Origin of the sequence: Mycolicibacterium palauense (assembly GCF_002592005.1) — a bacterium.
Lineage (GTDB): Bacteria > Actinomycetota > Actinomycetes > Mycobacteriales > Mycobacteriaceae > Mycobacterium > Mycobacterium palauense.
The window spans coordinates 1-8,908 of sequence record NZ_NVQF01000137.1; the positions used below are offsets into that span (position 1 = coordinate 1).

6 protein-coding genes and 2 pseudogenes are annotated in these 8,908 nt (G+C 71.5%); 5 read left to right on the forward strand and 3 right to left on the reverse strand.

The window, feature by feature from the left end; all coding sequences use genetic code 11:
* The first annotated feature begins 993 nt into the window (after window positions 1-993).
* The gene (locus CSR00_RS28375; RefSeq protein ID WP_245906702.1) at window positions 994-3,537 is read left to right on the forward strand and encodes a cellulase family glycosylhydrolase; all 2,544 of its coding nucleotides are present in this window, start codon (window positions 994-996) and stop codon (window positions 3,535-3,537) included.
* On the opposite strand, the gene CSR00_RS30925 is transcribed toward CSR00_RS28375, so the two are convergent.
* Window positions 3,513-4,406 carry a fructose bisphosphate aldolase gene (locus CSR00_RS30925; RefSeq protein ID WP_176562313.1) on the reverse strand — a complete coding sequence of 298 codons (894 nt, stop codon included), beginning with the start codon at window positions 4,404-4,406 and terminating at the stop codon, window positions 3,513-3,515. The genes CSR00_RS28375 and CSR00_RS30925 overlap by 25 nt on opposite strands.
* 582 nt (window positions 4,407-4,988) lie before the next feature.
* Window positions 4,989-5,183 (reverse strand): annotated as a pseudogene (locus CSR00_RS31465) (TetR family transcriptional regulator); the annotation flags it as partial.
* Window positions 5,184-5,460: 277 nt separating this feature from the next.
* Here CSR00_RS31465 and CSR00_RS28385 point away from each other — a divergent pair.
* Together CSR00_RS28385 and CSR00_RS28390 are read left to right on the forward strand one after the other, a co-directional pair.
* Window positions 5,461-6,459, forward strand: coding sequence for an acetyltransferase Pat (locus CSR00_RS28385; RefSeq protein WP_245906704.1), 999 nt, complete (start codon window positions 5,461-5,463; stop codon window positions 6,457-6,459).
* A gap of 1 nt (window position 6,460) precedes the next feature.
* Complete coding sequence (locus CSR00_RS28390) at window positions 6,461-7,303, forward strand: shikimate 5-dehydrogenase (protein WP_099025709.1); 843 nt, start codon at window positions 6,461-6,463, stop codon at window positions 7,301-7,303.
* A 9-nt stretch (window positions 7,304-7,312) separates the two neighbouring features.
* Here CSR00_RS28390 and CSR00_RS28395 read toward each other — a convergent pair whose 3' ends face one another.
* Window positions 7,313-8,017, reverse strand: a complete 705-nt coding sequence (locus tag CSR00_RS28395) for an envelope biogenesis lipoprotein LpqN (RefSeq protein WP_099025710.1) — start codon at window positions 8,015-8,017, stop codon at window positions 7,313-7,315.
* Between the two features lie 152 nt (window positions 8,018-8,169).
* Between CSR00_RS28395 and CSR00_RS28400 the strand changes: the two genes are divergently transcribed.
* Together CSR00_RS28400 and CSR00_RS30410 are read left to right on the forward strand one after the other, a co-directional pair.
* Window positions 8,170-8,649 (forward strand): TspO/MBR family protein, encoded by a 480-nt coding sequence (locus tag CSR00_RS28400; protein WP_099025711.1) that lies wholly within the window; start codon window positions 8,170-8,172, stop codon window positions 8,647-8,649.
* A 50-nt stretch (window positions 8,650-8,699) separates the two neighbouring features.
* Window positions 8,700-8,908, forward strand: a pseudogene (locus CSR00_RS30410) (hypothetical protein); the annotation flags it as partial.

Below are 8,908 nucleotides of genomic sequence, written 5' to 3' on the forward strand. Positions count from 1 at the left end.
GCCCACCCGAAGGGCCGGGAGGCGGGCGGGTTCGTCGGTGATCCCACCGGCCCATTCGCCGAGCCGGACGCGCTCGGCGTGCGCGGCCGTCGACGCCGACTCGGAACCGGGAACGCTGGCCGCCGCCAGAGCATCGTCGTCCATCCCAACCCCCTTATCCACCGCGACGCACCCGCGGCGCCGGCACGCCGACGGCGTCTCGTTGCGGGAGCCTGACTGCGGGACTCAACCGCCGACGACGGCGTGCACGCGAACTCAGTTCCATGCGTGCCAAAGTGGCCGGATCGCAGTGTGCGGTCCCTGGGATGCTTCACACTGCGTGCTCACCGCCGGCTCTCTCCTCGTGGTTCTCGTCGGAGTGCGTTTCGTGTGCCAGACGTGTCTGGTTGTGAGGACCTGGGACCGACGATCCTACCTGTCAATTTGCCTTGGTCCACTCCCATTTCGGATTGCCGTCATCGCAGTCGGTGGGTGCCCGAGGTCGCCTGTCGCCGGGCCGGCCCGTTCGCCTAATCGCCCACGCCGGTGTCGCCGGTCCCGTATAGAGGACTCATGAGGGCCTCCGCGGGTGCCGGTCGGGTGGGTGGTTTCGCGGTCGCACTCGGCATCGGTGCCGCACTGGCGTCGGGGGCCGGGGCCGCCTGGGCCGATACCGGCGATTCCACCGGGAGCCAATCCGGGAGCGGTTCCGGGAGCGGAACTTCGGCCCCCGCGACCGCGGGCCATCACCGAGGCGACACCGCTGCCCGCGTCGGCAGGCCGGGCAGGCGGGCGGGCTCCTCCGATTCCGCCTCCGACTCCGCCTCCGACTCTGCCTCCGACTCTGCCTCCGACTCCGCCTCCGACTCCGCCTCCGACTCTGCGTCCACGGACGCCGCGACCGAGCCGACGGCCACCCGACGGTCCCGCAGGCCCACTTCGCGCGATGAACGCGCCGACGCAGAGACCGCGAGCGGGACGGCGCGGGCCGCCGGCGCTCACCATTCCGGTGCGGTGGTTGCGCGGTCGAATTCCCCGGATCCGGCCGGTGACGACGAGTCCGTCGCCACGCTGACCGTACGGACCCCGGAGCGCGCGCAGGTCCGGAGCGGGACCACCGATTCCGTCGACGACGGCGCGCCGGTCACCCCCGCGGGCGAGGTGCTGGCGGGGACGGCGCTATCCGCCGCGCGCCGCCACCAGCTCGACGCGCCGGGCGCGACGGCGACGAAACCGGCCCAAGCCCAGGCCGCTTCGGCCGCTTCGGCGACCGCGTCCACCACGCAGACCGAGGACGGCATCGGCGTGGCGACCGCCGATGCGCCGGCGACCGGCGACACGGCGGCCGGCGACACGGCGACCGGCGCCACAACCACCGGCGCCATGCCTACCGGCGCAACCCCCACCGACGCCACCGGGTGGTTCGAGCGCCTGATCTACGACCCGGTCCACGACGGCGTGCAGACCTGGATCGCCAGCGACCGCGGCCAGCGCGTCGCCACCTTCGTCAACGCGCTCACCGGCTCCTACGCGATCGGCAATGGCGCCGCGGGGACCGCCGAGCACCCCGACGGCACCGCCGCGGGCTGGATGCTCGGCGACGGCGGCGACGGGTGGGACAGCACCGAGGAGGGTGTAGCCGGGGGTGCCGGAGGGCGTGCCGGGCTGTTCGGCAACGGCGGCGAGGGCGGCGCCGGTGGCCCCGGCGGCACCGGCGGTGCCGGGGGTGTCGGCGGCTGGATCATGGGCAACGGCGGGCCGGGCGGTGCCGGTGGCAGCGGTGGCGCCGGGACCGCGGGCGGTGCCGGGGGTGCCGGCGGCGACGCCCGGGGCCTGCTGTTCGGCATCGGGGGACGGGGCGGCTACGGCGGCGAGGGCGGTGAGGGCTCGGCCGGTGGCCGGGGCGGCAACGGCGGTGACGGCGCCAGGGTGCTGGGCAGCGGCGGCGACGGCGGCGACGCCGGGCTGAGCGGCGTGGGCGGCCCCTCACCGGCGGGACTACCGGCCCTCGGTGGGGCGGGCGGCACGGCCGGACGGCTCGGCCATCACGGCGCCGTCGGCCGATCCGGCGTGCTCACCGACGTTGCCGCGGGCACGGTGGCACCGCCGGCGTCGGTACCCGCGCTGGGCACCACCGGCACCTGGATCACCAACGGCGACGGGCAGGTCGTCGTGCTGCACGGGTTCAACGAGGTGTACAAGCTGGCGCCGTACGCGCCGTCGGCCAGCGGGTTCGACGAGAACGACGCCGCGTTCCTGGCGGCCAACGGCTTCAACGTCGTACGGCTGGGCGTGATCTGGGCCGCGGTCGAGCCCGAACCCGGCGTCATCGACACCGCCTACCTCGACTCGATCGGGCAGACCGTCGAACTACTCGCCGACCACGGCATCTACACCGTCATCGACATGCACCAGGACAACTACAGCGGCGCCTTCCAGGGCGAGGGCGCGCCGGACTGGGCCACGCAGACCGGCGGCAAACGCAATCCCGAGGCCGGCTTTCCGGGCAACTACTATCTCAACCCCGCCGAGGCCCACGCCTGGGACATGTTCTGGGCCAATGCCGCAGCGCCGGACGGACTCGGACTGCTGGACCACTACGCACTGAGCTGGGAGCACATCGCCGGCCACTTCACCGGCAACACGGCCGTGGTCGGGTACGACATCATGAACGAACCGTTCCCGGGATCGTCGTGGCCGCGGACCCTGCTGGGGGACCGGTTCTTCGGGGAGCAGCAGCTGGCTCCCATGTACAACCAGATGGCCGCCGCGATCCGTGCGGTCGACCCGACCACGCCGCTGTACATCGAACCGGGCAACCCGGCGGTGACGGAGGTTCCGGCCATCCTGGGGGCGCCGATCAGCCTGGGGGCGATCGACGATCCGTTCACCGTGCTCGCGTTTCACAACTACTGCGGTCCCATCGGCGGCGGGCTGTGCACGGTGATCGCCGGCAGGCTCGCCGCCCAGGCCCAGCGCTACGCACGGCAGCACGACGTCCCCGCCGTGATGAACGAGTTCGGGGCCACCGACGACGCCGCGACGCTGACCAAGGCGATGCAGTCCACCGACCGATACCTGATGGGCTGGGCGAACTGGGCCTACACCGGCAAGGGCGACATCACCGGGTCACCGGATATCGAGGGGTTGGTGGGCGATCCCGCGCTGCCCCCGGTCGGCGACAACGTCAACGCCACCAACCTGGCGACCCTGGCCGCCCCCTATCCGCAGATCGTCTCGGGCACCCCGGACACGTGGTCGCTGGCCGACGGCACGTGGCGGTTCGGTTACTCCACGACGAGGGTCGACGGCTCGGGCAGCTTCGCAGCCGGAGCGCAGACCGTCATCTCGGTGCCGGCCGTCGCCTTCCCCGCCGGCTACCAGGTGAGCGTCGCCGGTGGGCACGTCGTGTCGGACCCGAACGCGCCGGTGCTGGTCGTGGCCTCCGATCCCGGCGCGACGTCCGTCGAGGTCACCGTCAGTGCCGCCACGACGGCAGTTCCGGGTGCAGTCCCGGTAGCGGTCCCGGCTGCTCAGCCGGCGACCGAGGCGTCGTAGATCGACTGGATCGCCGTGTCCAGGGTCGCGTTGAACTCGTCGTCGGACTGCCCGGCCGACAGCCCTTCGGTGAGCGCGCGGCTGAAGCTGGCGATCAACCCGCTGTTCTGCGCCAGCAGCGCGTTGGCCTCGTCGCGGGAATACCCACCGGAGAGGGCCACCACCCGCATCACCTTGGGGTGCTCGATCAGCGGCTTGTAGTAGTCGGGCTGCGTCGGCAACGAGAGTTTGAGCATCACCCGCTTGCCCTCGGGAACCGCGTCGAGCCGGCCGGTGATCTCCTCGGCCAGGATCTCCTCGGCGGCGGCCTTGTCGGGAATGCTGATCGTCACCTCGGGCTCCAGGATCGGCACCAGCCCGTGCGACAGCACGGTGTGGCCCAGCTCGAACTGCTGCTCGACGACGGCGGCGATGCCGGCCCGGTCGGCGGCGCCGATCACCGACCGTTCCTTGGTGCCGAAGATGCCCTTGCCGGCCGCGCGGGCCAGCAGTTCGTCCACACCGGGAATCGGCTTCATCAGCTGCACGCCCTGGGCCGCCTCGGCCAGCCCCTTGTCGATCTTGAGGAACGGCACCACACCCTTGTCCTCCCACAGGTAGGCCGCCGACTCCTTGCCGCCGATCTCGCGGTCCATCGTCTGCTCGAACAGGATCGCGGCGAGCACCCGGTCGCCGCCGAACACCGGGGAGGTGATGATGCGGGCGCGCATCTGGTGGATCAGGTCGAACATCTCGGTGTCCGACGAGTACGCGCTGTCCTCGATGCCGTACAGGCGCAGCGCCTTGGGCGTCGAGCCGCCGCTCTGGTCCAGGGCCGCGATGAACCCCCGGCCACTCGTCATCCGTTCGGCCTGCTTCTCGTTCGCCATCTGACTCTCCACAACATCGGGGTCGGTCCCGGCCGGGACGCCTGCCCGGCCGCTTTCGGTTCCTTGCGAGGATATGGCCGCCGCGTCCGCGCCGGGTACGCCCCCCACCGGTGCATGCGCGGTGTCCCCGGCCCCGGACGGCTGGTCGTGCTCGGGTACCAGCCCGCTGATCAGCAACACGTTGACCGCCTCCTCCCACCGGGACAGCTGCGCCGGTGAGGTGAACGGCTCGGGCAGGAACCGGTCGACGTGCGCGCGCAGGATGAGGGTCCCGAGCACCAGGATGATCGGATTGAGCGCCGTCCAGGTGGTGTCCAGCTCGGGCTTGGCCAGGCCGTCTTCCTTCCACTGCTCCCAGCGCTGCAGGTCACTGGTGACGAGGGCATCGAAGAGCATGGACCCCAGCGGTGCCCCGTCGACCAGCGCGCGGCCCAGATACTCGGTGACGTCGGCGTGGCTCCTGATCAGCGCGATCACCCGCTGCCCGTACTCGCGCAGCGCGCCGTCGCCGTCCGCGGCGTGCGGCGCCCCGGCCAGGCCGGACTGGATGACCTCCAGGACGTGCGCGTCCACCGCGGCGACCAGCCGGGCCTTGGTGCCGAAGTGATGCTGGACCAGCCCGATGGAGACCTCGGCGTCCTCGGCGATCTGCCGCAGGGACGTGGTGGCGACACCGTGCGCGGCAAACCGGCGCAGCGCCGCGGAGCGGATTCGTTCGGCGGTGCCCGGCGGCGCTGCCGCGGACTCGCCGGGCGACCCTCCCTCTGTGGCCACCACTCAACGCTAGATGCCGGGGACCGCTCATTGGACAATACGGCCGTACCGTGTGACGATACGATCGTATTGGGCCTGCCGTGAAAACGTGCGCGACGTGGGGTCGCGGCAGTCCCGAGACACAGGGGGAGCCGGCGCGGTGGGGTGAGGGCTTTTCTCGCTCCACCGCGCTGTAGCACCCCCGGGCCGGGCCGGGCCGCGCACCCGCCCGCAAACCTTCATGCGCCGAATCGGGCCGCCGCGCTCCGGTAATCTTTCCCGAGGCGGGAAGGACCCAGACGTGGCCGAGGAGATCACCCAGCGCGCCAACGAACTCGCGTCGCTGTCGGTGTTCGCCGATTGCTTCGGCGCCGATCTGTACCACCTGGCGACCGTGCTGCAGCCGCTGAGCGCGGCCCCGGGCGAGGTGCTGATGCGCCAGGGCGAGAAATCGGACTTCTTTCTCGTCATCAACAGCGGCAGCGTGCTGATCACCCACGCCGCCGACGAGGGCCCCGGCGTAACCATCGAGGTGGGCGAGGGGCTGATCGTCGGCGAGATCGGGCTGCTCAAGCACTCGGTGCGGGTGGCGACGGTGACCGCCGCCGACGACCTGACGGGCTGGGTCGGCGACCGCGACGCCTTCGAGCAGCTGGTCGACCTCCCCGGGGTGCTGCCGATCCTGGTGCGCACCGCCCGGCAGCGGCTGGCGGCGTTCATCACGCCCGTGCCGATACGGCTGCGCGACGGCACCGCGCTGCTGCTGCGCCCGGTGCTGCCCGGCGACAGCGCCCGCGCCACCAGCGGTCACGTCGAGTTCTCCACCGAAACGCTCTACCGGCGGTTCATGTCGGCCCGCCGGCCCAGCGAGGCGCTGATGCAGTACCTGTTCGAGGTCGACTACGTCGACCACTTCGTGTGGGTGGTCATCGACGAGGACGACGGGGACGTGGTCGCCGACGCCCGCTTCGTCCGCGACGAGGCCGACCCGACCTCGGCGGAGATCGCGTTCATCGTCGGTGACGCCTTCCAGGGCCGCCGGATCGGTTCCTTCCTGATGAAGGCCCTGGTGATCGCCGCCCACGTCGGCGGGATCACGAGGTTCACCGCCCGCGTCCTGTCCGGGAACCTGCCGATGCGCCATATCCTCGACGAGTACGGAGCGGTGTGGAAACGCGAGGATCTGGGGGTGGTGACGACCGTGATCGAGGTGCCCGACGAATCGAGTGTCCGCCTGCCGCGCAGGCTGGCCGCGCAGATCCGCGGCACCGCCCGCCAGGCGATGACGGAGGTGAGCTGAGGTGGCCACGGAAGACACCGCGACATCCCGGCCGCCGCTGAGCAAGGACACCACGTTGTGTATCTCGCTGTCGGGCCGGCCGAGCAATATCGGCACCCGGTTCCACAATTTCCTCTACGACCGGCTGGGCCTGGACTTCATCTACAAGGCCTTCAGCACCGACGACATCGCCGCGGCGATCGGCGGGGTGCGGGCCCTGGGCATCCGCGGGTGCTCGGTGTCGATGCCGTTCAAGCAGGATGTGCTCGCCCTGGTCGACCACGTCGAGCCGTCGGCGCGGGCGATCCACGCCGTCAACACCGTCGTCAACGACCGCGGGGTGTTGACCGCCTCCAACACCGACTATCTCGCCGTGCAGCGGCTCATCGACGAGCACGGCCTGGACCCGGCGCAGACGGTGCTGGTCAACGGCAGCGGCGGGATGGCGGCCGCGGTGGGGGCCGCCTTCCGGGACAAGGGTTTCCGGCATGGCACCGTGATCGCGCGGAACCCGCAGACCGGCCCGGACCTGGCCGACCGGTTGGGCTACCACTGGCGCCCGCACCTGGGCGGGGCCACCGGAGAGATCATCGTCAACGTCACCCCGATCGGCATGGCCGGAGGCCCGGAGGCGCGCGACAGGGCCTTCCCGGACGAGACCATCGCCGCGGCCGACGCCGTGTTCGACGTGGTGGCGCTGCCGTCGGAGACCCCGCTGATCGTGGCGGCGCGGGCGGCGGGCAAGGCGGTGATCACCGGTGCGGAGGTCATCGCCCTGCAGGCGGCCGAGCAGTTCGAGCGCTACACCGGGGTGCGGCCCCCGCCCGAGCTGGTGGCCGAGGCCTCGGCGGTGTCACGGGCCTGACCGTGCCCGCTACATCGTGATCTTGGTCTGGTCGTCGATGACGCCGGTGGCCTGCATCAGCGCGCCGGCATCCACCTCGGGTCCGTCGGCGTTGAGCTGGAGCACGAAGATCCCGTCGGGGGCCGGGATCACCACCGTCTTCTGGGCGATCAGCCGCTTCTTGCCGTCGCGGGTGTAGGCCCCGCCCAGCTGCACGGCCTCGAAGCCATCCAGATCGGACTTGTTCGTCGGGCCCAGCGGCTCGTAGCCCGGCAGGTTGGTCAGCTCGTTGGGGGCGAGCTCGAGGATCTTGGCCGGATCCACGTCACCGGTGAGCTTGGAGAAGATCGCGACGACCGTCGGCGGGTCGGAGGAGATGGTGGGGCTGGTGTAGACAATTCCGCCGTAGGGCGCCTGCGGGCCCTCCTCGAGCAGACGCCAGCCCTCCGGGACGGGCAGGTCGATGGTGGGCCCGGGGTCGCCGTGGTGCATCGCGGTCTCGGAGATGTCGTTCGCTTTGAGGTAGTCCGGGATAGTCTCGTTCGACCTCGGCGCCGGGCTGGGCGCGGCCTGTGCGGAGGTGGTCTCCGCGGCACCGGTGGTGGTCTCCTCGGCGCTGGTCGTCGTCGACGTGGTGGTCTCGTCGGTCGTGCTGTCCGAACCGCAGCCCACGATCCCCAGGCCGAGTGCCAGGGTGGCGATCCCGGCGGCGGTCACGGTGGTCAGTTTGTTCATCGCGGCGGGTCTCCTTCGAGAGGTGGTCTGCCGCGCAGCCTATTCCGAAGGCCGGCGATACGCGGGGTATTACACGCCCCGCACCGGGTGAACCCCGAGTGCTCTCCGCGCGATCCGGTTTGGCCGCCGGTTTCCTCGGGTAGCTTCAGGCCATGCGTGCCCTCACCCTGATCAGCACCTCCCTGGCCACCGCCGCCGCGGCCGTCGTGGGCAGTGTCGCCAGCAAGGACGGCGTGCAGAGCTGGTACCCCACCCTGGACAAGCCGGGCTACGTGCCGCCGAACGCGGTGTTCCCGGTGGCGTGGACCAGCCTGTACGCCACGATCGCGGCGACGTCGGCGGCGACCATCGACCGGCTGCGCGAGGAGGGGGACGCCGAGCAGGCCCGCGCCTACATCGCCGCCCTGGGAACCAACCTCGTGCTCAATGCCGGCTGGAGCTGGCTGTTCTTCAAGGCGCACCGGCTGGGTCCGTCGGCGGTGCTGGCCGCACTGCTGGCCGCCAGCAGCGCCGACCTGACCCGGCGCACCGCGACGGTCAACCCCCGGTCGGGCCTCGCACTGGCCGCCTATCCGTTGTGGACCTCGTTCGCCACCGTGATGAGCGCCGACATCTGGCGGCGCAACCGCTGAGATTTTCTGCCGGCCCGCGCCGGCGCGGCCGCCGTGGTATCAACGCCGGTGTGCGCAGGCTGCTGCTGGTCCCGGTGGCGGCGCTGGCCGTGGGCTGCGCGGCGCCCAGCGAACCGACCCCGTCCCTCTCGGAGACCCCGACCGCGGCGGCTCCACCGTCGACCGGCCCGGTCGACCCGCAGCGGATCGCACGGGTGGGTCCCGAACTGCCGCAGGGCTACGAGGTTGGGGAGGTTGGGGCTGGCCCTTATACACATCT

What these genes read in the sequence shown, in the direction of transcription:
- CSR00_RS28395 (WP_099025710.1), bottom strand. Translation starts at nt 8,017, where the DNA reads ATGAACAAACTGACCACCGTGACCGCCGCCGGGATCGCCACCCTGGCA.
- CSR00_RS30925 (WP_176562313.1), bottom strand. Translation starts at nt 4,406, where the DNA reads ATGGCGAACGAGAAGCAGGCCGAACGGATGACGAGTGGCCGGGGGTTC.
- CSR00_RS28400 (WP_099025711.1), top strand. Translation starts at nt 8,170, where the DNA reads ATGCGTGCCCTCACCCTGATCAGCACCTCCCTGGCCACCGCCGCCGCG.